Origin of the sequence: Kitasatospora griseola, assembly GCF_014648555.1 — a bacterium.
Classification (GTDB): domain Bacteria; phylum Actinomycetota; class Actinomycetes; order Streptomycetales; family Streptomycetaceae; genus Kitasatospora; species Kitasatospora griseola.
Genome location: NZ_BMRI01000044.1, coordinates 25,281 through 48,599, shown reverse-complemented (window position 1 = coordinate 48,599; position 23,319 = coordinate 25,281). Strand labels below are relative to the sequence as shown.

The 23,319-nt window shown below is 72.7% G+C and carries 24 protein-coding genes; 11 read left to right on the top strand and 13 right to left on the bottom strand.

Annotated elements, in window-relative coordinates:
- Positions 1 to 676: 676 nt before the first annotated feature.
- Positions 677 to 1,156, top strand: a complete 480-nt coding sequence (locus IEZ12_RS33475) for a GNAT family N-acetyltransferase (protein ID WP_189277607.1) — start codon at positions 677 to 679, stop codon at positions 1,154 to 1,156.
- Positions 1,157 to 1,276: 120 nt separating this feature from the next.
- Here IEZ12_RS33475 and IEZ12_RS33470 read toward each other — a convergent pair whose 3' ends face one another.
- A complete protein-coding gene (locus tag IEZ12_RS33470; RefSeq protein WP_189277605.1) occupies positions 1,277 to 1,558 on the bottom strand; it encodes a DUF202 domain-containing protein in 282 nt (93 codons plus the stop codon).
- Complete coding sequence (locus IEZ12_RS33465; RefSeq protein WP_100585571.1) at positions 1,555 to 1,905, bottom strand: YidH family protein; 351 nt, start codon at positions 1,903 to 1,905, stop codon at positions 1,555 to 1,557. The genes IEZ12_RS33470 and IEZ12_RS33465 overlap by 4 nt, the downstream gene beginning before the upstream one ends.
- A 142-nt stretch (positions 1,906 to 2,047) precedes the next feature.
- Here IEZ12_RS33465 and IEZ12_RS33460 point away from each other — a divergent pair, with 142 nt between their 5' ends.
- Positions 2,048 to 3,166, top strand: a complete 1,119-nt coding sequence (locus IEZ12_RS33460) for a DUF2776 family protein (RefSeq protein WP_189277603.1) — start codon at positions 2,048 to 2,050, stop codon at positions 3,164 to 3,166.
- Positions 3,167 to 3,205: 39 nt separating this feature from the next.
- On the opposite strand, the gene IEZ12_RS33455 is transcribed toward IEZ12_RS33460, so the two are convergent.
- From IEZ12_RS33455 to IEZ12_RS33415, 9 genes are all read right to left on the bottom strand, one after another.
- Positions 3,206 to 4,552: an ammonium transporter gene (locus tag IEZ12_RS33455; protein WP_189277601.1), complete on the bottom strand. Its 1,347-nt coding sequence runs from the start codon at positions 4,550 to 4,552 to the stop codon at positions 3,206 to 3,208.
- Positions 4,553 to 4,577: 25 nt separating this feature from the next.
- The gene (locus tag IEZ12_RS33450) at positions 4,578 to 5,537 is read right to left on the bottom strand and encodes an urease accessory protein UreD (protein WP_189277611.1); all 960 of its coding nucleotides are present in this window, start codon (positions 5,535 to 5,537) and stop codon (positions 4,578 to 4,580) included.
- A gap of 79 nt (positions 5,538 to 5,616) precedes the next feature.
- Positions 5,617 to 6,237, bottom strand: coding sequence for an urease accessory protein UreG (ureG, locus tag IEZ12_RS33445; protein WP_189277599.1), 621 nt, complete (start codon positions 6,235 to 6,237; stop codon positions 5,617 to 5,619).
- Between the two features lie 37 nt (positions 6,238 to 6,274).
- Positions 6,275 to 7,021, bottom strand: a complete 747-nt coding sequence (locus IEZ12_RS33440; protein ID WP_189277597.1) for an urease accessory protein UreF — start codon at positions 7,019 to 7,021, stop codon at positions 6,275 to 6,277.
- A 5-nt stretch (positions 7,022 to 7,026) separates the two neighbouring features.
- On the bottom strand, positions 7,027 to 8,751 hold the full coding sequence (gene ureC, locus IEZ12_RS33435; protein WP_189277595.1) for an urease subunit alpha: 1,725 nt from the start codon (positions 8,749 to 8,751) through the stop codon (positions 7,027 to 7,029).
- Positions 8,751 to 9,179 carry an urease subunit beta gene (locus IEZ12_RS33430; protein ID WP_189277593.1) on the bottom strand — a complete coding sequence of 143 codons (429 nt, stop codon included), beginning with the start codon at positions 9,177 to 9,179 and terminating at the stop codon, positions 8,751 to 8,753. The genes ureC and IEZ12_RS33430 overlap by 1 nt, the downstream gene beginning before the upstream one ends.
- Positions 9,176 to 10,081: a sirohydrochlorin chelatase gene (locus IEZ12_RS33425; RefSeq protein ID WP_189277583.1), complete on the bottom strand. Its 906-nt coding sequence runs from the start codon at positions 10,079 to 10,081 to the stop codon at positions 9,176 to 9,178. Before IEZ12_RS33425 ends, IEZ12_RS33430 begins: the two co-directional genes overlap by 4 nt.
- A 3-nt stretch (positions 10,082 to 10,084) precedes the next feature.
- Positions 10,085 to 10,390 (bottom strand): urease subunit gamma, encoded by a 306-nt coding sequence (locus tag IEZ12_RS33420; protein ID WP_100585564.1) that lies wholly within the window; start codon positions 10,388 to 10,390, stop codon positions 10,085 to 10,087.
- Positions 10,391 to 10,466: 76 nt separating this feature from the next.
- Positions 10,467 to 11,468: an urea transporter gene (locus tag IEZ12_RS33415; RefSeq protein ID WP_189277581.1), complete on the bottom strand. Its 1,002-nt coding sequence runs from the start codon at positions 11,466 to 11,468 to the stop codon at positions 10,467 to 10,469.
- Between the two features lie 159 nt (positions 11,469 to 11,627).
- On the opposite strand from IEZ12_RS33415, the gene IEZ12_RS33410 reads away from it, so the two are divergent.
- The 3 genes from IEZ12_RS33410 to IEZ12_RS33400 all read left to right on the top strand — a co-directional run bounded on the left by IEZ12_RS33410 (position 11,628) and on the right by IEZ12_RS33400 (position 13,863).
- The gene (locus IEZ12_RS33410; RefSeq protein ID WP_229848508.1) at positions 11,628 to 12,125 is read left to right on the top strand and encodes a fluoride efflux transporter FluC; all 498 of its coding nucleotides are present in this window, start codon (positions 11,628 to 11,630) and stop codon (positions 12,123 to 12,125) included.
- Positions 12,115 to 12,492 carry a fluoride efflux transporter CrcB gene (gene crcB, locus IEZ12_RS33405; protein ID WP_189277577.1) on the top strand — a complete coding sequence of 126 codons (378 nt, stop codon included), beginning with the start codon at positions 12,115 to 12,117 and terminating at the stop codon, positions 12,490 to 12,492. The genes IEZ12_RS33410 and crcB overlap by 11 nt, the downstream gene beginning before the upstream one ends.
- 207 nt (positions 12,493 to 12,699) lie before the next feature.
- Positions 12,700 to 13,863: a hypothetical protein gene (locus IEZ12_RS33400; protein ID WP_189277575.1), complete on the top strand. Its 1,164-nt coding sequence runs from the start codon at positions 12,700 to 12,702 to the stop codon at positions 13,861 to 13,863.
- 62 nt (positions 13,864 to 13,925) lie between these two features.
- Here the strand turns inward: IEZ12_RS33400 and IEZ12_RS33395 are convergent, their stop codons facing one another.
- The gene (locus IEZ12_RS33395) at positions 13,926 to 15,935 is read right to left on the bottom strand and encodes a S9 family peptidase (protein WP_229848506.1); all 2,010 of its coding nucleotides are present in this window, start codon (positions 15,933 to 15,935) and stop codon (positions 13,926 to 13,928) included.
- A gap of 136 nt (positions 15,936 to 16,071) precedes the next feature.
- On the opposite strand from IEZ12_RS33395, the gene IEZ12_RS33390 reads away from it, so the two are divergent.
- Both IEZ12_RS33390 and IEZ12_RS33385 read left to right on the top strand, forming a co-directional pair.
- Positions 16,072 to 16,863: a MerR family transcriptional regulator gene (locus IEZ12_RS33390; RefSeq protein WP_229848504.1), complete on the top strand. Its 792-nt coding sequence runs from the start codon at positions 16,072 to 16,074 to the stop codon at positions 16,861 to 16,863.
- A gap of 6 nt (positions 16,864 to 16,869) precedes the next feature.
- Complete coding sequence (locus tag IEZ12_RS33385; RefSeq protein ID WP_189277571.1) at positions 16,870 to 18,090, top strand: glycosyltransferase; 1,221 nt, start codon at positions 16,870 to 16,872, stop codon at positions 18,088 to 18,090.
- A gap of 202 nt (positions 18,091 to 18,292) precedes the next feature.
- Here IEZ12_RS33385 and IEZ12_RS33380 read toward each other — a convergent pair whose 3' ends face one another.
- A complete protein-coding gene (locus tag IEZ12_RS33380) occupies positions 18,293 to 18,655 on the bottom strand; it encodes a GvpU-like protein (protein WP_189277569.1) in 363 nt (120 codons plus the stop codon).
- 227 nt (positions 18,656 to 18,882) lie between these two features.
- Between IEZ12_RS33380 and IEZ12_RS33375 the strand changes: the two genes are divergently transcribed.
- The 4 genes from IEZ12_RS33375 to IEZ12_RS33360 form a co-directional block, all read left to right on the top strand.
- On the top strand, positions 18,883 to 19,314 hold the full coding sequence (locus IEZ12_RS33375) for a DoxX family protein (protein WP_043907846.1): 432 nt from the start codon (positions 18,883 to 18,885) through the stop codon (positions 19,312 to 19,314).
- 156 nt (positions 19,315 to 19,470) lie between these two features.
- Positions 19,471 to 20,772 (top strand): globin domain-containing protein, encoded by a 1,302-nt coding sequence (locus IEZ12_RS33370; RefSeq protein WP_189277567.1) that lies wholly within the window; start codon positions 19,471 to 19,473, stop codon positions 20,770 to 20,772.
- A gap of 292 nt (positions 20,773 to 21,064) precedes the next feature.
- Positions 21,065 to 21,490 (top strand): hypothetical protein, encoded by a 426-nt coding sequence (locus IEZ12_RS33365; protein WP_100585554.1) that lies wholly within the window; start codon positions 21,065 to 21,067, stop codon positions 21,488 to 21,490.
- A 526-nt stretch (positions 21,491 to 22,016) separates the two neighbouring features.
- Positions 22,017 to 23,319: cbb3-type cytochrome c oxidase subunit I (locus IEZ12_RS33360; RefSeq protein ID WP_229848502.1), on the top strand; the 1,303-nt coding region annotated here is incomplete at its 3' end.

Sequence of the window (23,319 nt, the reverse complement as noted above, 5' to 3'; positions counted from 1 at the left end):
GGCATCCGGCTTGGTCGTCCGAATGCCGTCGGCGATCGCCTTGGCGACCTGCCCGGTGTTGCCGTACATGCTCTCGTAGACGATCACGGCAAGCATCGTTCGTTCACCTCTCTCTGGTCAGCGGTTTGTCGGCGTCGCGCCCGACGGGAAACGCGGGAACGGCGACCACGCGGCGGAGCGTCTGGCGAAGCCCGCGCCGCTCGGCTCGGCAGCCCGGCCGCCCCGCCGGGCACGGGTGCCCGGCACGATCGGGCGGGGTTCGGTGGGCGATGTCATGGCTCCTCCCCCGCTGCGCCGATCGTGGTCCGACGACGGTCGGCCGATTCCCACGGTAGGCGCGCCCGGTGGGGCGGGCGAGGGCCGACCGGCCCCGGCCCGGTGGGACGTCGGGGCCTCGCCCGGTCGGAGAGTTCAGCCCGTGAGGGCGGTGGCGCACGCCGAGCCCGTCGGGACGGCCGCCTCCCGCTGACCGACGGATTCCGATACGGGCGGCTGCCCTGCGGGCCCGGCTCACGTTCCACGCCCGCAGCCGCACGGCCGTGCCGGACGACGGCCACCGGGCCTGCGCCCTCCCGCGATGGCGTCCCGCCGGGTGGTGCGGTGCCGCGATGCGGTCGTCCCCACAGCAGGTTCTGGAAACCCAGTTGGACCTCGTCCTCGAAGGGAACCGCCACCCGTGACCACCCACGACCTGACCATTGCCGAGGTCGCCGCCGACGACCCGCGAATCCGGCAGCTGGTACGGGACCTCGACGCCGACCTGAACGCCCGCTACCCGGACGAGCCCTGCATCGGCGGCATCCACATCCACCCCGGCATCCGCTTCCTGCTGGCCGAGGCAGGCGGCCGCCCGGTCGGCTGCTGCGCCGTCCAGCCGTTCCCCGACGGCGCGGCCGAGCTCAAGCGCATGTACGTCGCGCCCGAGGCCCGCGGCCACGGCATCGCCACCCGGCTGCTGGCCCGGGCCGAGCACTTGGCCGCCGGGCTCGGGCACCCCGAGATCCGCCTGGAGACCGCCGTCCACCAGCCCGAGGCCATCGCCCTCTACACCCGCTCCGGCTACACCTCCATCCCCAACTACCCTCCCTACCAGGACAAGCAGCTCAGCCGCTGCTACGCCAAGCCGCTCCCGGCAGGCGTGCACGGCGCACCGTGACACCGCGTCCTCGGCGGTAGCGGGCACCGGACCCGTACCCGTCGGCCCGTCCGCGTCCGTCACCGCGGGCGGGCCGCCCGTCCCCCGACGGCAACCCGACCGGACCGGTACGCGGACTCGTCACCGCCCCCGGGACACCAGGGCGCACCATGCGGTGCCGACCGCCGCGACCACCACCACCGCGGTCAGCGCCCGCACCGGCCACTCGCCGGCCACCGGACCGCGCATGCGCATGCTGACGACGCAGAAACCCACTGCTGCCAGCGCCAGCCCCGCGCCCACGGCCAACAGGCCGGGTTCGTCGCCGATCAGACCGGTCCGCAGCACCAGCAGCGCGTCCACTGCGAGGACCAGCGCGGTGCGGCTCCACGCCAACATGGTGCGCTCGCCGTGTCCGTTCACCGGGCCCAGCCGATGATCAGTACCGAGAACACGATCGCGGCCGCCGCCACGCACACCGTCAGCACGAGCATGATCCGGCCCGCCGGCAGCGGCTCACCCGCGCGCATCGCCCGCTCCGTCCGCACCCACCGGCGGTACGACGCGATCCCGAGCACCGCCCCGCCCAGTGCCAGGGCCACCGCCAGCGCCGCTCGCACCGGAGCCGGCGCGAGCTCCGGCGCCAACTGGTCCAACGCCACCCCGCCCGCGAGCAGAGCCAGCGCCGTCCTGATCCATGCCAGAAACGTCCGCTCGTTCGCCATCGTGAGCGGGTAGTCCGGCTCCACCGGCCCGTCGTCCTGCGCCATGCCACCGACCCTAGGTCCGAACCCGGACGGGTGCACCGGCAGGGCCGGCCTTCCGAGCCGGAGGACCGGACCGTCCGTTTCCCGGTGGCCACCGGGCCGGACCGGCACGAGGATGAGGGCGACGCCACCACCGGGAGGCCTGGTGAACTACAAGATCAGCATCCTGTTCCGGGCCGTTCCCGTGCTGATGGGCGCGGTGTCGGCGGCCCTGGGCGGCTACGTCCTCGCACACGCCTCCGGGCCGAGTGCCCGCGTCGCGGGCCTGGTGCTCGTCTTCCTGGCCGCCATCTGCCTGTGCCTGTTCGCGACGGCGGCGACGATCATCAGGCAGCTCATCGGCCGCTTCACCGCGCTGGACAAGGTGCTGTACCCGGTGTTCGGGTTCGCGGTCAGTGGCGTCACCATCGGATACGGGCTCTCCCTGCTGGCCGAGACTCCGCGACCGGCACCGGACTTCGTCGCCGGACACGTGGTGTTCGGGGTCGGCATGATCTGCGTCTGCGTCTCGTGCGTCGCCACAGCCTCCACCCGGTTCGTGAAGATCACCGAGAACTCCGCGTTGCCCGAGGGCTCGCCGCCGCTGTCGCCGGCGCCGTTCGGCGCGTTCACCGTCCGGGCTCTGCCGGCGCTCCCCGTCCTGGCGGCCGTGATCACCTGGGTGTGGGCCGTCGTCCTGCTGGCGGGCGGAGGCGGCGGGGACCGCGACGGGCGGTTCACCGCCGGACACGTGATGGTCGGCCTGGCGCTCGTCTGCACCTGCCTGATCGGGCTGGTGGCCAGCATCCTGCGGCAGATCCAGAACACGTACTCCGCCCGGGAGCGGGCGCTCTGGCCCGGTGTGGCCGCCGCCTGTGGCGCGGTCGCCGTCGTCTGGGCCGTGATCGTCCTCGCCGTGCACACCCGGTCCGCCCAACTGGCCGCCGCCTACGTGCTGATCGGGCTCGGGCTGATCTGCTGGAGCATCCTCAGCAAGGTGCTGCTGCTCGCGCTGGTCTGGCGCCGGGACGCCCCGCTGGCGAACCGGGTCCCGCTGATCCCGGTCGGCACGGCCCTGCTGTGCCTGTTCCTCTCCTCCTTCCTGTTCGAGTCCGCCAGTCCTGCAGTGATCGTCCCGGCCCGGGTCCTGGTCGGCCTCGGCTGCATCTGCTTCTCGCTGTTCTCCATCGTCTCCATCCTGGAGAGCGGCACCGGCGGCGGGGACGGCACGCAGGAGGACGACGACGGCAGGGCCGATCCCGTCAGTGGCGCAGGGTCCGTCTGAGGCATCCCGGCGAGGTGGCCGCATGACCGACGACGCACGTCAGTCCTGGCGGCGGGTGCGGAGCAGTTCGGCGACTTTTCGGACGAGTTCGCTGTCGCTGCGGCCGGCGCCCTCGGCGACCAGGGTGCCCAGGCGTTCGGCAGTGAGGGTGTCGTAGGCGGTCTCGGCCTCCGCACCGGGGACGTGGGCGTACTCGGTGGCGTCCCGGAAGCCGACCGTCAGGTCGACGGCCTTGGCGAGCAGCCAGCTGAGCAGGAACGAGAAGGCGCCCACGGCGAGGACGGCGAGGACCTGCTTGCCGAGCAGGCTCCAGCCGCCGCCGTAGAACAGGCCCTTCTGGCCGCTGATCCGGGCGGTGGCGAACAGGCCGACCATCAGCAGGCCGGTGATGCCGCCGACGCCGTGCACGCCGACCACGTCGAGGGTGTCGTCCACGCCGAAGCGGTACTTGAGGGTGATGGCGAACGCGCAGACCGCGCCGGCGACCAGGCCGGTGATCACCGCGCCGAGCGGGTTGATCTCGCCGCAGGCGGGGGTGATGGCGACCATGCCGGCGACCGCGGCGGAGACCACGCCGGTGGTGCTGACCCGGCCGGTCTGCAGCTTTTCGACCAGGGGCCAGGTGACCATGGCGGCAGCCGCGCCGAGCTGGGTGTTGAGGAACGCCGCGGCGGCGGTGCCCTGGTCGCTGAGTGCGGAGCCGGAGTTGAAGCCGAACCAGCCGAACCAGAGCAGCCCTACGCCGATCACCACCAGCGGGATGTTGTTGGGGCGCTCCTCGCGGCGGGCCCAGTCGCGGGGGCCGCGCAGGGCGAGCGCGACGGCCAGTCCGGCGGCGCCGGAGGCGAGTTCGACGGGCAGGCCGCCGGCGAAGTCGAGCGCGCCGAGCTGGTGGTGGATCCACCCCTGGGAGTCGAACACCCAGTGCGCGGCGGGCGCGTAGACGATCAGCAGCCAGAGCGGGACGAACACCAGCCAGCCGCGCATCCGGGCCCGGTCGGCGATGGAGCCGCTGATCAGGGCGACGGTGACGATGGCGAAGCCCATCTGGAAGGTGGCGAAGATGTAGGTGGGGATGGCGCCGGTGAGGGTGGTGAGCTGGATGCCGCGGAAGAACGCCTGGTCGGCGTTGCCGATCAGGCCGACCCCGCCGACGTCCGGCCCGAAGGCCAGGGTGTAGCCGAGCGCCCACCAGACCAGGGTGCCGAAGGCGAGCGCGGCGAAGCTCATCTTGATCATCATCAGGATGTGCCGGACCCGGACCATGCCGCCGTAGAAGAACGCCAGTCCGGGCGTCATCAGCAGCACCATGGCGGTGGATGCCAGCAACCAGGCCGTGTCGCCGGCGTTGTAGGCCGGGGGCATCGGCGGGGGCGCGGTCAGCACGGGTTTCTACCTCCAGGACGGCGGGTCAGGTCTTGCGCAGGACGGGCGCGGGGCTGCCGGTGAGCAGCAGGCGGACGGCGTGCCAGGCGGTGTCGAGCGCGGCGGCGGTGCGGACGGGGCTGTCCTCCAGCAGGCGCAGCCAGGCTCCGCTGTCCTCGGGGAGGGTGGAGACGCCGAAGTGGAGGCCGTGTCCGTCGAGGGCGCGGTGCAGGGTGTCGGCGATCTCGGCGGCGGGGCGCAGGTCGCTGACGACGAACAGGGTGGCCAACTGGTCGTGTCCGGCGAACACGGCGGGCCCGGTGACGACGCTCCGGTCGCCGCCGGGGACCAGGCGCAGGGTGTCGACGGCGAGCAGGGTGCCGTCGGGGCGGGCGATCTCCAGGTCGGTGGCGAGCACCCGGTAGTCGTGGCGTTCGCCGCGGGCGAGCCGGCCGGCGGTGATCGTCTCGCCGAGGACGACGGTGGCGCCGGGGGCGGCGGTGACGGTGGTGCGCTGGTAGAACCGGGCGTCGCGGAACGGGATCAGCGGGTCGGGCAGGTACTCCAGGTACGCGCCGTCGTCGGCCCGCAGGTTGACGAGCTGGGTGGCGTAGTCCTGTTCCATCCGGAACACCTTGGTGGCGGCCTGGGTGGTGAGGTGGGCGTGGGTGCCGGGGCCGCAGCGCACGTCGATCCGGTAGCGGTCGGCCTGGGTGACGCCGCCGCCGGTGGCCATCAGGTAGACGTACGCGGCGTCGGGGCGGGCGGGGTCGAGCCGCAGCGGGCGCATGATCTGCAGCGGGGTCTTCTGGTAGCGCTCGACCAACTCGGTGCGGCCGCCCCGCAGTTCGAAGCCGAGGTCGATGATGCCGACCTTGGCGGGCGAGCCGGGGGCGAGGGTGTCCGGCCGGCCGGCCCAGGCGGCCACCTCGGCGGGGAGGCGGCCGGCCGACCAGTACGCCTCGGCGAGCCGGTCGACGGCCGGCCGTGCCGGGACGGAGGTCATTCCGGTGGGGACATGTCGGGGAGCCTGCCGGGTCTCGGTGGGCCGGTCGGCGGCCGGCCGCGGCGGAGCGACGGTCATGTCAGATCAGTGCCTTGCGCCGGGCGCCGAGGAAGGAGGCGAGTTCCTCGATGCCGACACCGTCGAGCGAGTTGGTGAGAAGGACCGGCCGTCCGTCGCGGACCTTGTGCGCGTCGGCCTCCATCACCTCGATGTCGGTGCGCACGTACTGGGCGATGTCGATCTTGTTGATGACCAGCAGGTCGGACTCGGTGATGCCGGGGCCGCGCTTGCGGGGCATCTTCTCGCCCTCGGCGGTGTCCAGGACGAACACGAAGACGTCGACCAGGGCGGGGCTGAAGGTCAGCGTGAGGTTGTCGCCGCCGGATTCGTACAGCAGGGTGTCGACGTCGGGGAAGCGTTCCAGCAGTTCGGCGCCGGCGGCGAGGTTCATCGTCGGGTCGTCGCGGACGGCGGTGTGCGGGCAGGCGCCGGTCTCCACGCCGACCACCAGTTCGGGGTCGAGGACGCCGTCGAGGGTGCGGCGGACGTGCTGGGCGTCCTCCTGGGTGTAGATGTCGTTGGTGATCACGGCGGGGCGGTGGCCGCGGGCGATCAGCACCGGCACCAGCGCCTCGATCAGCGCGGTCTTGCCGGAGCCGACCGGCCCGCCGATCCCGATCCGCAGTACGTTGTCGTCCACAGTGCTCCTTGTCGTGCGAGGTGGCTCCGGGCCACTCTCAGCTGGCGAACAGTCGGGCCTCGGCGCGCTCGTGGCGGCCGGACATGATGTCGGAGGCGAAGGCGGTCGAGCCGAGGTCCGCCGACTCCCGTGCCAGCGCCGCCCGGACGGTCTCCTCGATCACCGGGGCGGCGCCGCGCAGCAGCACCTGGGCCTTGCGGTGGTCGGTGAGCCGCAGCCTCAGCGCGGCCCCGGCGAAGCTGGCGCTGAACGCGAACAGGTCGCTCGCGACGGCCTGCGCGGCGGGTACTCCGACGGCGGCGTACACGATCCCGGCGGCGACGGCCTGGCAGCCGGGGGCCCGACGGTCCTTCACCAGTCGCAGGTAGGCGGGGATCGCCGGGTGGTCGAAGACCTCCGCCGACAGGTCGAGCAGCTGTCGCCCGGTGCGGGTGGCGGCCTGCCGCATCTCGCGGCTCAGCCTGCCCGCGTGCAGCCGCCGGTCGACCCGAACGGCGTCCGTCAACTCCCCTTCCGTGCAGGCCCGGTGGGCGAGCGCCAGCGCGGTGGCGTCGCCGGGGCCGACGCCGTGCCGGAGCAGGTCGGCGAGCAGCGCGGGGAGGGTGTCGGGGGTGACGGCGCCGGCCTGGGCGTAGCCCTCCAGGCTGTGCGAGAGGGTGTAGAAGCCGCTGGGGAAGGCGGAGTCGGCGAGTTGCAGGCTGACCAGCAGGGCCGAGAGCCCCCCGGGCAGGGCCTGCTCGGGGGACTGCGCCGCGGTGTCCGGGTGGTCCGGGCCGGGGAGCATCCGCGCTACACCACGAAGTACAGCTGGTTCAGCGGCAGCGTCTCGGCGGGTTCGATGGTGGTGACCTCGCCGTCCAGGGAGACCTTGAAGGTCTCCGGGTCGACCTCGACCTTCGGCAGCGCGTTGTTGCGGACCATGTTGTGCTTGCCGATGACCCGGGTGCCGCGCACCGGCAGCACCTTGCGCTTGAGGCCCAGCTTCTCCGGGACGCCGGCAGCGATGCCCGCCTGCGACATGAAGGTGACGTGGGTGGACTCCTGGGCCCGTCCGAACTGGCCGAACATCGGCCGGTAGATCACCGGTTGCGGGGTGGGCAGGGAGGCGTTCGGGTCGCCCATCTGCGCCCAGGAGATGATCCCGCCTTTGATGATCATCTTGGGTTTGGCGGCGAACGAGTGGATCGGCCAGAGCACGATGTCCGCGAGCTTGCCGGGTTCCAACGAGCCGATGTACTCGGAGATGCCGGTGGCGATGGCCGGGTTGATGGTGACCTTGGCCAGGTAGCGCAGCACCCGCTGGTTGTCGTTGCGGGCGCTGTCGCCGTCCAGCGGGCCGCGCTTGTCCTTGCAGTGGTGCGCGATCTGGAAGCAGCGGGTGACGGATTCGCCGACCCGGCCCATGGCCTGGGAGTCGGAGGAGATCATGCTGATCACGCCGAGGTCGTGCAACACCGATTCGGCGGCGATGGTCTCGGCCCGCACCCGGCTGTCGGCGAAGGACACGTCCTCCGGGATGTCGTGGTTGAGGTGATGGCAGACCATCACCATGTCGAGCAGTTCGTCCACCGAGTTCTTGGTGTACGGGAGCGTCGGGTTGGTGGAGGACGGCAGGATGTTGGCCTCGCCGGTGACCCGCAGGATGTCGGGGGCGTGACCGCCGCCTGCGCCCTCGGAGTGGAAGGTGTGGATGGTGCGGCCGTCGATCGCCGAGCGGGTGTCCTCGAAGAAGCCGGACTCGTTGAGGCTGTCGGTGTGGATCGCCACCTGCACGTCGTGCCGGTCGGCGACGCTCAGCGCGTTGTCGATCACCGCCGGGGTCGCGCCCCAGTCCTCGTGCACCTTGAGCGCGCAGGCGCCGGCCTCGATCTGCTCGTCCAGCGCGCCGGGCAGGCTGCCGTTGCCCTTGCCCATGATGCCGATGTTGACCGGCACCTTCTCGGCCGCCTCCAGGAAGCGGGCGATGTTGAACGGGCCGGGGGTGCAGGTGGTGCCGTTGGTGCCGTCGGACGGGCCGGTGCCGCCGCCGATCAGGGTGGTGATGCCGTTGGTCAGCGCCTGCTGGGCCTGCTGCGGGGAGATCAGGTGGACGTGGGTGTCGATCGCGCCGGCGGTGGCGATCAGGTGTTCGCCGGAGATCGCCTCGGTGCCCGGGCCGACCACCAGCTTCGGGTGGACGTTGTTCTGGGTCTGCGGGTTGCCGGACTTGCCGATCCCCGCGATGAAGCCGTCCTTGATGCCGATGTCGCACTTGACGATGCCGAGGACCGGGTCGATCACCACCACGTTGGTGATCACGGTGTCCAGTGCGCCCTGCGCGGCGGTGGCCTGCGGGTCGGAGCCCATGCCGTCGCGCATCGACTTTCCGCCGCCGTACACGATCTCGTCACCGTACAGGCCCTCGCTGTAGTCCTTCTCCACCTCCACGATCAGGTTGGTGTCGGCCAGTTGGAACCGGTCGCCGACGGTGGGCCCGAACATGTCGGTGTACTGCTTGCGGGACAGGATCGGCATCAGTGCGCACCCTTCTTCTTCGCGGAGCCCTTGGCGTTGCTCTTCTCGTCCTTCGGCCCTTCGGCTCCTTCGAATCCCAGTTCCAGGGCGCGGTGGAAGGCCTCGATGCGGGCCGGGTGGGAGACCACGCTGCCGTTGATCAGGCCGCTGAAGCCGACCAGCCGGCCGGTGCCGGCGTACTCGCACAGCTCGACCTGGCGGGTGCCTCCGGGTTCGATCCGCACCGAGGTCCCCGCGGGGATGTTCAGGTGCATGCCGAGCGTCTTGTCCCGGTCGAACCGCAGCGCCGGGTTCACCTCGAAGAAGTGGAAGTGCGAGCCGATCTGGATCGCCCGGTCGCCGGTGTTGACCACCTCGACGGTGACGGTGCGGCGGCCGGCGTTGATCTCGATGTCGCCGTCGCCGTACAGGTACTTTCCGAATGTCATGGGTGGCTCCTTGCGCCCGCCGAGGCAACGGGTCGGGCGTGGGGGGACGGGGTGGGCGAGTGGACGTACGTGTGGGCCTGCGGGGAGTGACCGTGGGACCGGTCCTCCCCGGAGCCGTGGTGATGGTGGTGGTCCGCACCGGGTCCGTGGGTGTGGGTGTGCCCCTCCTCCGGTCCGTGGGTGTGGCCGAGACCGTGGCCGTGGGCGGCGCCGAGCGCACGGTCGACTCCGTCGTCCCCACCCTCGCGCAGCAGGCGGTCGGCGTCGGCGACCCGGGCGGCGAGCACCGCTGCGAGCGCGGCCGGGCTGAGCAGCGGACCGGCGTCGAGCACCCGGACGCCGTCGATCGCGGACGGCCGGGGGACGGGGGTGAACGAGGCGGGGAGCAGGGCGATGCGCCGCGCCCCGAGCAGCGCGCACCGCCGCACCCCCTCGACGGGGTCGGGGTCGCCGCCGACGAACGCGGTCTCCACCAGCCGGTGCCGCCCGTAGCAGCGCACCAGCCGGGCGACGCGGTACAGCTCCGCGTCCTCGTACGGGTCGCCGGCGGGCGCGGTGACCAGCAGCGCCGCGTCGGCGGGCACGGTCGTCGCGGCGGCGCGCAGCCAGCCGATCAGGTGCTCGGCGGTGCCGAACGGCCGGGCGACGGCCACGCCCCGGCGCAACTCGGGCGGCAGGCCGCGGACGGTGCGGGCGGCGTCGGCGACGAGTTCGAGGTCGCGGCCCAGCGTCATCGGGACGACCACGACGTCCTGCCCGGCGGGGCGGGCGGCGAGCGCCCGGGCCAGCTCGCGTCCGCCGGTGACCACGCCGGTCCCGGGCCCGGCGAGGCGGCGCAGCGCGGCGCCGTGGGCGGACTCGTGGCCGCAGACCGCGAGGACGTGGGTGTGGGGGCGGGACACCGGTCAGCCGCCGATGGGGTCGTGCACGGAGACCAGCTTGGTCCCGTCCACGAAGGACGCCTCGACCTGGAGCAGGGGCAGCATCTGCCGCACGCCGTCCATGCAGGCGTCGGGGCCGATCACGTGCCGGCCGAGTTCCATGCAGTCGGCGACGGACCTGCCGTCCCGGGCGGCTTCCAGGATGGCCTCGGTGATCAGGGCGACCGCTTCGCTGTAGTTCAGCTTGAGGCCGCGGCCCTGGCGCTTGCGGGCCAGGTCGGCGACGACGTAGACGACCAGCTTGTCGAGTTCGCGGGGCGCGAGGTTCATCGGGTTCCTTCCTCGGGACTGGGGAAACGGGTCTGGGGCGGCGGCCGGGGGCACCTCCGCGAGGGGTGACGGGGTGTCAGCCGGCCTCGGCATGCCGGAGTCTGGGCAGCAGGGGGACGGCGGCCATCAGCATCCAGGTGGTGAGGATGAACGGCCACGTGAAGGTGTGGCCGTGGAAGGGCTTGAAGAGCGTGGTGATGGCTGCGGTCAGCCCGGTGGACACGCCCGCACCGAATGCGGCGTAGCAGGCGTTCCAGACCGTGCCGGCGAGGAACACCGCGCCGACGGCGATGCCGACCAGGACGGCGTTGTAGCCGTAGATGCCCTCACGGATCAGCTCGGTCGGGGCGCCGAGCGCCCAGGCCGAGACGATGCCCACCACGCTGCCCAGGGCAGCGGCGAGCAGCACCCGCATCCCCGCGAACGCCAGGCCCACCAGCATGATCAGCCCGACGTACCAGCTGTCCACCAGGAAGATCTGCGAGACGTTGGAGAAGAAGGCGCGCCACAGGTCCGACCAGGCGATTCCGGTGTCGCCCATGGTGGGGTTGGCGACCGGCGAGGGGGCGCCGTGCCAGATCCGCGCGAAGGAAGGCGCGCCGTGCACCATCACGCCGGAGACGATGCAGAACGGCGAGGTCAGCGCAGTCAGACCGTAGGGCTTCATGAAGTGGGTGACCGTCGCCGTGAGGACGGTGCAGATCACGCAGGCGGCCACCGTGAGCAGGTAGGTCGAGAGGTGGTTGCCGAGGAAGACCACCATGGCGATGCCGGTGAGACAACCCGAATAGCCCTGCAGGCCCTGGGCGATGGAGCTGCGGTCGACGGCGAGCAGGTAGGCCGTGGCGGTGGAGATCAGGGTGCCCAGGGTGGCGAACAGACCGACCTTCCAGCCCGCGGCCCACAGGGCGGCCAGGATGAACGCACCGGTGAGCAGCTGCGGCTGCAGATCGACCTGGCCGACGCCGCGCAGCGAGGCGACCAGGTACGCCAACGGCTCCCGGCCCCAGATCCGGCGGGTGTCCTGCGCTGCACCGACGGCGTCACCTTGTGCCACGATTTCCCCTGAATGTCTCATGCGCGCCGAGCATCGTGAAATACATTGATCTGCAATGTTTCTGCTCGGCAGTCATGTCTAACCGACCCGGACGGTCACCCGCATGCGGTGGCGGACGGTGACCGACGGTTTTCGCCTGATCAGCCCATGTTCGGGTTCCGATGGAAGGAACGCGCTCCCGTGACCAACCCCTACTTCGACCTGAAGGACCGTCCGCTCCGCCCGCCCGGCCACGCCCACTCCGAGCACGTGCCCGGCAGCCAGCTGCCGATCGTCCTCGTGGTGGCCGTCGGTGGCGGTCTCGGCGCCGTCGCCCGCTACGCGGTGGGGCGGGCCTGGGTGACGTCCGGTACTGCGTTCCCCTGGCCGATCCTGACCGTCAACGCGGTGGGCTGCACCGTGATGGGCGCGCTGATGACGGTGCTGACCGCCCGCTTCCCGCAGGCCAAGAAGCTGGCCGGCGCTCTGCTGGGCACCGGGTTCCTCGGCGGCTTCACCACCTTCTCGCACTACGAGAACGGTGTCCGGGAGCTGTTCCACGCCCACGCCCCCGGCACGGCCGTCGCCTACCTGCTGCTGACGGTGGTCGCGGCGCTGGCCGGCGTCACGCTCGGAGTGTTCGCGGCCCGCGCCGCCGTGGGCACCCCCGCACACCAGGAGGCGTCCCGTGGTCACTGACTGGCTGCTCGTCCTGGCCGGCGGCATGCTCGGCGCGCCCACCCGCTACCTGACCGGAGTCGCCGTCAAATCCCGGGTGCACAGCCCGTTCCCGTTCGGGACGCTGACCGCCAACGCCGCCGCCTGCCTGATCCTGGGCTTCCTCTCCGAGGCGGTCCTGCGCGACCGGCTCGGCCCCGACCCCGAACTGTTGCTGGCCACCGGTTTCTGCGGCGCCCTGTCCACCTGGTCCACCTTCTCCTACGAGGTGTTCACCCTCACCTCCACCCGCCGGGTCGCGATCGCCGCCCTCTACGTGGTGGTCGCCGTGGCACTCGGCCTCGGCCTGTCCTTCACGGGCGCAGCCATCGCCGGCGGCATCCGGTGAACCTGCCGGGCGCGCCAAGGGTCCACTGACGGGCCGCCACCCCGAACACGGTGGGGGCCGCACGCGTAGCGGGATTTGGCAGGCACGGCCGGCACCGCACCGCCCGACGCGACCCCGCGCGCACACTGTTCCGCGCAACCTCTGGAACCGGGCGTGACCGACTGTCAAACTTCCTGCCTCACAGCCTAGTTGGAGGAGGAAGGCATCATGTCGCAACCCACTCGGAGCAGACCGCCCGCCCAACGACTGCGCGCTCTGCTCACCCTGCTGTTCCTGGCCGCCGCCGCCCTGCTCGCGGGGCCGGTCCAGCCTGCCGCCGCGGTGGCGGGCGAGGCGGACGCGTACTACATCGGGGCCGACGGCGGCCTGTGGAGCTACCACTACTCGGACACCGCCGGCACCTGGACCACGGCCGCGCGTCTCGGCCCGGCCGCGCTCGCCCCGCCCGGTGCGCGGGTGGCGGCGGTGCGGGTGCCCGGCCACCGGCCCGTCGTCCACTTCACCGCGACGGACGGCTCGGTCTACGAGTACTGCGGCGACTACCCGACGTCCGACCCGTACGCGATCAGCAGCCCGGCCAGCGCTCAGCCCGGCGGCCGGATCGCCTCTGCCTGGGCGGGCACCCAGTTGACGTTGGTCACCACGGTCTGGACCGGCCCGGCGGTGGCGACGGCGACGAGTTCGCTGTTCAACGACCCGTGCCTCCCGGTCACCGTGGACTGGCGTCAGCTCCCGGCCCCCGCCGCCTATCCGCCCTCCGCGGAGGCCGCCGTCGTCCCGATCACCGGCCGCGCCGGGATCCTGACGGTCGGCGACAGCGGCGCGGTGACCGTCGGTTGGACCTCGCAGGCCACCGGCGGCCTGACCTCCTACACCATCGCCCCGGCCGGCAGCGCCCGTCCCGGTGCGGGCATCGCGGTGGCTCCCGGCGCGTCGTCCGGCTACTTCTCGGTGTTCTACGCCGGCCGTGACGGTCGCCTCAACCAGGCGACGATCAGCGCCGGCGCGGGCCGCTCCGGGGCCGTACAGGCCAACACCACCGCCCCGGCCGGCACCGTCCCGGACGGTGCGGTTCTCTCGGCCGCGAAGAACGCCGCCGGCACGGCCGTCGGCTACGTCGCCACCGACGGGACGATCACGCTCGCCCACCTCTCCACCGCCGGTCTGTGGCAGAGCACCGAGGCGATCAGCACGTCCGGCTTCTCCACCCCCGGCGGCTCGGTCGCCATCTCCGACGTCGACGGCTACCCGGCCTGCGGCACCAACGGGCCCGTCCCGATCCACTTCGGCCCCGTCCGCGGCCCGCACCCCGACCCCTGGGTCACGGCCGGTCCGAACGTCACCGTCGGCGCCGCCATGACGTTCGTGTAGGGCACTTGTCGCACCGTGGTCCGGGTCGGGTTTCTCGACCCGGACCACCGGGGCGTCCTCGATCACGCCCCGGCGCGGGCTCGCAGCAGGCGGTCGTACCAGGCGCGGATGCGCCGGAGGGCGTCGAGCTGGTGGGCGCGTTCCTCCAGCCCGTGGCCCTCCCGGGGGTAGACGACGAACTCGTGCTCGACGCCGAAGTGGCGCAGGGCGCGGTGGAAGTGGATCGCCTGGCCGAGCGGGACGTTGGTGTCCTGCTCGCCGTGCAGGATCAGCATCGGGGTGCGGATCCGGGCCGCGTGGGAGAGGGGGCTGTTCCGGTCGTGGAGGTGCGGCCCCGGGCCGTCCCATCCGTTGCTGCCGCCGAGCGCCGCGTCGAGGATCCCCCAGTCGCCCGTCCCGGCCTGCGCGCCCCAGTCGCTGATGCCGGCGCCCATCATGGCGGCCTTGAACCTGTCCGTCCGTCCGATCGCCCAGGCCGCGAGGAAGCCGCCGTGGCTCCAGCCGCCGATGCCCAGCCGCTCGGGGTCGGCGACGCCCTGCGCCACCAGCAGGTCGATGAAGCCGAGGACGTCGGTCCACTCGTCGCCGCCGACCGCGCCCGCGGCCGTGGCGGCGAACTCGTGGCCGCGCCCCGAGCCGCCCCGGGGGTTGGGCAGGAGGACCGCGTACCCGGCGGCCGCCAGCCATTGGCCGCAGTCGACCGCGTTGAGGGCGAATTCGTCGGCGTACCGGGAGTAGGGGCCGCCGTGGACCAGGGTGACGAGCGGGAACGGGCCGTCGTCCCGGGCCCGGCCGACCGGCAGGATCAGCAGGCCGTCCAACTGGAGCCCGTCGGCGGCCCGGTGGCTCAGGCGTTCCTGAACTCCCCAGCGAATCCCCCGCAGTTCGGGTGCGGTGTCGCCGATCCGGGCCAGCGGTCCGCCGACGGGTCCGGCGTGGACGTCCTTGGGCTCGTACGCCGTGCTCGCCAGCAGGGCGACGGTGTCCCCGGAGCGGCTCGCGGTGAGCCCGGCGAGCAGGCCGGGGGCCTTGGACAGCTGCTGGAACCGCAGCGTCTCCGGGTCGAGCCGGTACAGCGCGGTGTCCAGCCCGTCGGCGAACAGCGCGAGCGGGGGCCCGTCCGCGACCTGCGTCAGCCCGGTCGGGCAGACGGACATGCCGGCGGTGAGGTTGCGGTGTTCGACGGCCGGGCCGGTCGTCGGCGGGACGGTGTCGACCACGGCGAGCCCGCCGATCAACTGCCCGGGAGTCACTGCCAGATGGGCCAGGTGCCAGCCGCCGTCGTGCTTCCACCAGGCCGGGGACTGCGCCTCGGCCCCGACCGGACCCAGGTCGTGAACAACCCCCGAGTCCGGGTCGACCACGTGCAGTTCCGCCGTCATGACGCCGTGACCGAGCTCGGGGGTGGACCAGCTCAGCACCGCCAGCGGACCGCCGTCCGGACGCTGGGTCACCTCGACCACATGCCGGTCGCCGAGACCGTCCACGGTGCGGACCACGCCGCTCGCCAGGTCGAGCAGGCGCAGCCGGGTGGGCGGCAGGTGCCGGCCCCAGACCTTGGCGTCGTCGCGTTCGGCCTCCCGCCGTTCGTCCTCGGCGGTGGGTTCGTCCGCGGCGAGCAGGGCGACGGTGCGGCCGTCGAGGAGCGGGCAGTGGCCGACGATGCCGCCACGCCGGCTGGTCAGGGTCTCGGCCGTCTCCTCGCCGCCGTCCAGGCGGATCCGCCGAAGCTGCGCGCGACCCACCTCCTCGCGGTCGGAGGTGAAGAACAGAGCCGCCGAGTCCGGCGCCCACTTCGGCGCGAGCTCGCGGGCAGCGCCGTCGGTCAGCCTGCGCGGAGCGGCGCTGCCGTCGACGGCGGCGACCAGGACGGCCCCGGACGGCCGCCCGCCCGCACCCCCGCTCGCACCCCCGTGCGCGACCACGCCGTAGGCGACCAGTCGGCCGTCCGGCGAGACGGTCGGCGTCACGGCGGCAGCGATGTCCACCACCAGCTCGGCGGTCAGCGGGTCGGTCGGCTCGGGGTGCGGCATGCGGGCGGCCTCTCGCTCGTCGGTACGGCAGGCAGACATCCTGACGCACCATCAGACGGCCGTCAGCCGGATTTCGGCGAACGGGCGGCCCGCGATCCCGCGCGGCGGCCGGTCCCGGGTTGACCCTCTCCTGGCGTCAGGGTTCAGCATGGGGGCGTTCGAAGGGAGAACGGGCGTGGCCGAGCAGGGTGCGAGCTTTTCGGTGGGGCAGGTGGCGGGGTTCGCCGGGGTGACGGTGCGGACGTTGCACTACTACGACCGGGAGGGGTTGCTGTCGCCGAGCGAGCGAAGTGCGGCCGGGTACCGGCTGTACACCGACCGGGATCTGGCGCGGCTCCAACAGATCCTCTTCTACCGGGAGTTGGGGTTTCCGATCGAGGAGATCCGGAGCATCCTCGCCGACCCGCGGGCGACCGCGCTGAGCCACCTGAAGGAACGGCACCGCCAACTCAACGAGCAGATCGCCACCTTGCAGAAACTGGTGGAGGTCGCCGAGCAGGCCATCGAGGTGGAGCGGACCGGTGTGCGGCTCTCGCCGGAGGAGCGGTTCGACATCTTCGGCGAGGTCCGCTGGGATCTGAGCTACGCGACGGACGCGCAGCTGAAGTGGGCGGACAGCCCGCGGCAGCGGGAGTCGATGGAGCGGGCGGCCCGGCACAGCAAGGCGGACTGGCGGCAGCTGATGGCCGAATCGACGGAGTGGCGGCGGGAGTTGATCGTCGCGTTCGAGGACGGCCAACCGGCCGACGGTGAGCGGGCGATGGACCTGGCGGAGCAGCACCGGGCGCATGTGGAGCGGTGGTTCACGCCGTGTCCGCCGGAGGCGCACCGGTTGATCGCGGCGGACTATCTGACCGATCCGCGGGCGTTCGCGATGCTCGTGCCGCCGTCCGAGCAGCTGCCCGGGCTGGCCCGGTTCCTGCATGCCGCGATCGAGGCCAACGCCCGTCGCACGATGGAGGGTTGAGAAGAGATGCGGATTCTGGTCACGGCTGCGGGCTCGCACGGCGACGTCGCACCGTACACGGGGCTCGGCGTTCGGCTGGCCGAGGCGGGGCACGAGGTCGCGCTCGCGACGCACAGCAGCTACGCGGAGACGGTGGAGCGGTGCGGGCTGGAGTTCCGGCCGCTGCCCGGCGACCCGCAAAACGGCGACGGGAAGGGCGGCGGCGGGAAGGGCGGGATGCTGCGCCGGGCGAAGGAGTTCGTCGGGGAGCTGGGGCAGGGGATCGCGCAGGCGGCCGAGCCGGGGGCGGACGTGCTGCTGCTGTCCACCTCGACGGCGCCACTGGGGTGGCACGTGGCGGAGGCGCTGGGGACGGCCAGTGCGGGAGTGTATCTCCAACCGGTGGAGCCCACCGGGGAGTTCGGGCCGGTGGTGGGCGGCGCCAGGTCGCTCGGCCGGTGGGGGAACCGAGCGGCGGGGCGGGCCGCGCTGGGGGTCGTCGACCGCCTGCACCGGGACGCCGTGGCGCAGTTGCGGGCCCGGCTCGACCTGCCGCCGCTCTCCGGGCCGGCGATGCGCCGCAGGCTGCTCGGCGAGCAGTGGCCGGCCCTGCACGGCTTCAGCACGGCGCTGGTGCGCCGACCGGCGGACTGGCGGCCGGGGTTGGCGGTGGTGGGCAACTGGTGGCCGGCGGGGTCGGGCGAACTCCCGGACCAGGTCGAGGAGTTCCTCGCGGCCGGCCCGGCACCGGTGTTCATCGGCTTCGGCAGCATGGGCGCGGGCCAGGGCGAACGCCTGGGCCGCCTCGCGGTGGAGGCGCTGCGCGCGGCCGGGCAGCGGGGGATCCTCCAGGCCGGCTGGGCGGGACTGACGGCGGAAGCGGAGGACGTCCTGACCGTGGGCCAGCTCGACCACGCCGCCCTGTTCCCGCGCGTGGCGGCCGTCGTCCACCACGCGGGCGCAGGCACGGCGGCGGCTACGCTCCGCGCGGGAGCGCCCTCCGTCCCCGTCCCGGTGACGGCCGATCAGCCGTTCTGGGCGCGGCGGTTGACGGCGATCGGGGCGGCGGTGGCGCCGATCCCGTTCCGCGACCTCACGGCGGAGCGCCTGGCGTCGGCGATCCGCCAGGCCGTCACCGACCCGTCCCACCGGGAGTGCGCGGCCGCGGCCGCCGCCCGGATGGCGAAGGAGGACGGCGCGGGCCGCGTGGTGGACCTGGTCGCCCGACTGGGGCGGGGCGATTTGTAGCAGCCGATGGGGTCGGCATGGGTGCAGGGGTGTTCGCCGACAGCACGGCCCTCCGGATGCTGACGGGCCCGGCCGTCGCCCTCCCCCAGACCGACCCGGGACCGGGACCGGCACCGGCCCCGACGTCGGACGCCGGCCGGCCGAGCAGCGCCGCCGCGCCACCGCGCTGCCGCGCCGCCGCAGGGCAGGGCTCCGCCGCAGCTCAGGCGTCGGAGTAGCTCAGGTCGCCGACCGACCAGGCGCTGATGTCTCCGATGGCGATGCGGTACATGCCGCCGGTGTGCGGGAGACCGAAGTCGCCCTGGAGGATCCTCGCCCGGTGCAGGTGGAGGTGGGTGGGGCGGGCCGGGGGGCCGGCGGTGGGCTGGGCGAAGAGGGCGGCGAAGGGCTTCAGGTGGTCGGAGGCCTGGAGGACGTCGGCCACGCGTTCCCACCACAGGGCCACCGGGGCCAGCCTGCCGGTGATCACGGCGCCGGGGACGACCACCGTGAGGGACATCTGGTTGCTGTGCTCGGACTCGACCATCGCGGCGATGTCGACGAGCAGCCCATCGGGGTTCGACATGCTGCCCAGCGTATGACACACCCTCGCGGCCGCCCGCCTTCCCGGGCCGCGCAGGTGCCCGCACTCATAGGAATCTCATAGCTGGAGGCACTTGGCCGCCACCCTGACCCACCGTCAGAATTGTCGCCGCTTCGTCAAATCGGGAGCGGGTTCCGACCCGTTCCCTCTCCGGTGGGCTCCCTGCAGCCGGGTCGTCAACCGTCTCGCCCCACACGAGGAGTTCACACATGTTCGAAGAGTTGTCGCGGCTCGCCGATCGGGCCCGTCCCACGGTGCTCGGCCTGGCCCGGATCGTCGTGTCGCTGCTGTTCGCCTGCCACGGCGCGGCCACCCTGTTCGGGGTGCTCGGCGGCCCGCACGGCAAGGCGCCGCAGGTCGGGGAGTGGCCGGGCTGGTGGGCCGCGCTGATCCAACTGGCGGGCGGCATCCTGGTGTTGGCGGGCGTCGCGGTCCGCCCGGCGGCGCTGCTGTGCTCGGGTTCGATGGCGTACGCGTACTTCAGCGTGCACCAGGAGCACGCGCTGTGGCCGATCCAGAACGGCGGCGAGTCGGCCGCGATGTTCTGCTGGGCATTCCTGCTGATCGCCGCCGTCGGACCGGGCGGGTTGGCGCTGGGCTCCCTGCTCCGTCGCCGCGTCCCGGCCGTCGCCACTGCCTGAGAACCTCGCGCCGCGGGCCCGTCGGACGCCTCCCCCGAGGCCGCCGACGGGCCCGCGGCGATCGCATCGCCCCAGGTCAAGGGCCGAACGTCCCTCCCTCGGGCGGCCGAACAGTCCATGATCAACTCGCCTTCGCGGGTGGTTAACCTGACGTTCATGGAGTACATCAGCAGCGGCGCTCCGCGCCCGCGCACCGCCACCCCCACCACCGCAGGCTCCTACGACGAGGACGCGTTCAGCCCGGAGTACGATCGACTGCTCGCCCGCCACCACGCGATGCGATTGCGCCGCAGCATCCTGGCCCCGACCGGCCGGTCCGCCCCGCAGGGGCCCGCGGTGGAGCCACCGGAACCCGGCGACCGGGACTTGATCCTCCGCCACCTCGCGCCGCTGCTTCCGTTCGACGCGCTGATCGAGGTGCTGTACGACGCGATGTTCGTCCGGCGGCCGTACCTGCGGCGGCTGTTCCCGGAGTCGATGGAGTTCCAGCGCCAGCACCTGGCGCACATGTTCCAGCACCTGATCGACCACCTCGACCGGCCGGTCGAACTCGACGCCCGGCTGCGGGCGTTGGGCGCGGACCACCGCAAGCTCGGGGTGTGGCCCGCGCACTACGAGGCGTTCGAGGAGTCGCTGATCAGCGCGCTGCGGGTGCGCGGCGGGCAGCTGTGGACCGGGCAGGTCGAGGCGGCCTGGATCCGGATGCTGCGGTTCGCGGTGGCGGCGATGGTCGCGGGCGCGGAGGGCGCGGCCACCGAGCCGCCGTTCTGGCACGGCGAGGTGGTCGGGCACGAGCGGCGGCGCCCGGACCTGGCGGTGCTGCGGGTGCGCACCGGCGAGCCGTACCCGTACCGGGCGGGCCAGTACTCGGCGCTGGAGTCGCCGCTGCTGCCGCACACCTGGCGGACGTACTCGGTGGCGTGCGCGCCGCGCGAGGACCGGGTGCTGGAGTTCCACGTCCGCCGGACCTCGCCCGGCGGGGTGAGCGCGGCACTGGTGGAGGGCACGAGCATCGGCGACCAGATCCGGGTCGGGCCGCCGCGCGGCTCGCTCTCGCTGGACCTCGAAGGCTCGGACGTCCACCGCGATCTGCTGCTGGTCGGCGGCGGAACGGGCCTGGCTCCGATGAAGGCGCTGGTGGAGGAGTTCGCGGCGGCGCACCGGGCCCGCGGCCGGCGGGTGCGGCTGGTGGTCGCGGCGCGCGGCCGGGACGACCTGTACGACTGGCCGGCGCTGGTCGAACTGGCCGCCAACCGTTCCTGGTTGGAGCTGACCCCGATGCTCGGACCGGACCTGGAGGGCCTGGCGGCGCTGCTCCGCGGTCACCAGAGCGTGCCCGGGCTGGCGCTGCTCAGCGGCCCGTCCGGGATGGTCGCCGGGGCCCGCTCGCTGCTGCTGGACGCGGGTGTGCCGGACCACCGGATCCGCTACGACGGGTCGACCGGCGTCTCGCGGTAGCCCCCGACCGCTGCGGCAACCGTCCGGCCCGGCCGCCCGCTTCCGGCGGCCGCTTTCGCCGCCCGTTTCCGGCGGCCGCTTCCGGCGGCCGGACCGCAGTGGGCCGCGGCGGGCCGTGGTGGGCCGCGGTCGGGCCGCCGTCAGGCCCCGGCGAACGGGGCCGTTCGGCCCTTCCCCCGCCGTTTCCGGCTTGGGGACAGTGACACCCAGGTCAACAGGTCAGCGTTGGCCGTGTCCGGTCCGCACGCGGCGGGCCGGTCGGTTGGGCGCGAGCGCCCGGAGAGGCCGAGCAATGGAATCCGACGAGGTCATGCTGGCTGTCCGGCTCACCACCGCCGACCGGACGCTGCTACGACGGCTGGCGCACGGACACCGCGGCGACGTGTCCGAGGTGGTGGCGGACGCCCTGCTGGACGTCCTGCCTGCCGTCCTCACCGGCGGCACTCCCCAACTCGCCGACGAGCTGCGGCGGTTCGCGCCCTGCGCGGTGACGGTGTGGCTGCCGCCGGAACTCGCCGAGCTGCTGCCGGCGCTGGTCGACCGGATGACCGACCTGAGCGGCGTCCGCCCGGCCTCCCCGTGCGCGGCGCTGGGCGCGGCGGTCCGACTCTGGCTGCGCCAGGACCCGGCCCTGCTGATGGCGGGCCTGCGCACGCTGCACGGCGCGGACGCCCGCAGCCATCACCTGCACCACGTCGCGCACCGCGCCGCGGCCTGACACGCCGCGGCCTGACACGCCATCCGGACGCCTGACGCCCCGTCCGCGCGAGACCTCAGGCCGGTCCGCGTCCCTGCGCACCCAACGGGCGCCCCCGCGACGCCCGTTCGCGTCTCTGCGACGCCCGTTCGCGTCCCCGCGGTGCCAGGAGCCGTCCCGAGCCCTCCCGCCCGTTCCCCGGCGGCGTCCCCACGGGCCGCGTTCAGGCCCTTCCGGCGTCCTGACCTGGTGGTCCGTCAGTCCCTGCCGCTCCCGGGCCGTTCGGCGCGGGAGGGCCTCCGGACCGGGGACGCCCGGCCGCTCGCGGCGGGACCATCGGCCCTGGGGTCGCGACCCGTCCGCGAACGAGCATGGATCGCCACCGCTCGGCGGGGGTGCTCCACTCCCCGGAAGCACCCCGTGGACCGGGTGGTCCGGCACTGCGCCGCCGCCCGCCCCCGGACGTCACCGGTCTCCTGTCATGGCAGGTGACGGTCCGTCGGGCGGTGGCGCCACCAGGTTCGGCAAGGACGAAGGAGGGCGGCCGATGGCTGCCATCGAGGCGAGTCGGGGGGCGGCCGAGGCCGCTCCACGACGCACACCGGGCAGCGCGATAGTGCGGATGCTCACCACAACCGATCACAAGACGATCGGCACGATGTATCTGGTCAGCGCATTCGCGTTCTTCCTGATCGGCGGCGTGCTGGCGTTGGTGATGCGGGCGGAGCTGGCCCGCCCGGGGACGCAGATCCTCTCCAACGAGCAGTTCAACCAGGCGTTCACCATGCACGGCTCGGTGATGCTGCTGCTGTTCGCGATGCCGCTGTTCACCGGCTTCGCGAACTGGATCATGCCGCTGCAGATCGGCGCGCCGGACGTGGCGTTCCCGCGGTTGAACATGCTGTCGTACTGGATGTTCATGTTCGGCTCGCTGATCGCGGCGGCCGGCTTCCTCACCCCGCAGGGCGCGGCCGACTTCGGCTGGTTCGCCTACGCGCCGCTGTCCGACGCCATCCACTCCCCCGGCGTCGGCGCCGACATGTGGATCATGGGTGTGGCGTTCAGCGGTTTCGGCAGCGTGCTGGGCGCGGTCAACTTCATCACCACGATCATCTGCATGCGCGCCCCCGGCATGACCATGTTCCGGATGTCGATCTTCGCCTGGAACGTGCTGCTGACCTCGCTGCTCGTGCTGATGGTCTTCCCGGTGCTGGCGGCCGCGCTGCTCGCCCTGGAGATGGACCGCAAGTTCGGGTCCCACGTCTTCGACCCGATGAACGGCGGGCCGATGCTGTGGCAGCACCTGTTCTGGTTCTTCGGCCACCCGGAGGTGTACATCCTGGCGCTGCCGTTCTTCGGCATCATCTCCGAGATCATCCCGGTCTTCAGCCGCAAGCCGATGTTCGGCTACTCAGGCCTGATCGCCGCCACCATCGCGATCGCCGGCCTGTCGGTGACGGTGTGGGCGCACCACATGTACGTCACCGGCCAGGTGCTGCTGCCGTTCTTCTCGTTCATGACCTTCCTGATCGCCGTTCCGACGGGTGTGAAGTTCTTCAACTGGGTCGGCACCATGTGGAAGGGCTCACTGTCCTTCGAAACGCCGATGCTGTGGACGACGGGCTTCCTGGTCACCTTCCTGTTCGGCGGTCTGACGGGTGTCCTGCTGGCCGCGCCGGTGCTGGACTTCCACGTCTCCGACTCGTACTTCGTGGTTGCGCACTTCCACTACACGCTGTTCGGCACCGTGGTGTACGCGATGTTCGCCGGCTTCCACTTCTGGTGGCCGAAGTTCACCGGCAAGATGCTGGACGAGCGCCTCGGCAAGATCACCTTCTGGACGCTGACCA